The organism is Halomonas sp. ALS9, from assembly GCF_001651035.1.
Lineage (GTDB): Bacteria > Pseudomonadota > Gammaproteobacteria > Pseudomonadales > Halomonadaceae > Vreelandella.
In genome coordinates this window covers 1-295 of the sequence record NZ_LXRG01000095.1, presented here as the reverse complement: position 1 = coordinate 295, position 295 = coordinate 1, and the positions used below count along the sequence as shown (strand labels likewise).

Sequence of the window (295 nt, the reverse complement as noted above, 5' to 3'; positions counted from 1 at the left end):
GTGTTATCGGGAGCTCCCTTAAGGTTTAAACGCCCCCGCCAATTGGATGGGGAAGCAAAGCCCATTGTACTCATTGCGGAATACATGGCTGCTGCACCGGCCACCGCGCCCACCATGCCCAAAAAAGATCGACGCGTCACACCTTCTGGATTGAATGACATTGCTACCTCGCTATGAAGTCAAAGGCAGGCAAGTAGAGTACTTTCAGAAGCGCGATGTCGTCCTACTGCAGCAGGCGATGTGCTGAACGAATTTGAAGGGCTCTAATTATCTGGCCTATATACGAAACATTTGA

1 protein-coding gene is annotated in these 295 nt (G+C 50.5%); it reads right to left on the bottom strand.

Features of this window, described 5'->3' with window-relative positions:
* Window positions 1-161, bottom strand: a 161-nt coding sequence (locus tag A6R74_RS23540; RefSeq protein ID WP_121499364.1) for a twin-arginine translocation signal domain-containing protein, incomplete at its 3' end; no start/stop codon positions are given.
* Between the last annotated feature and the right edge of the window lie 134 nt (window positions 162-295).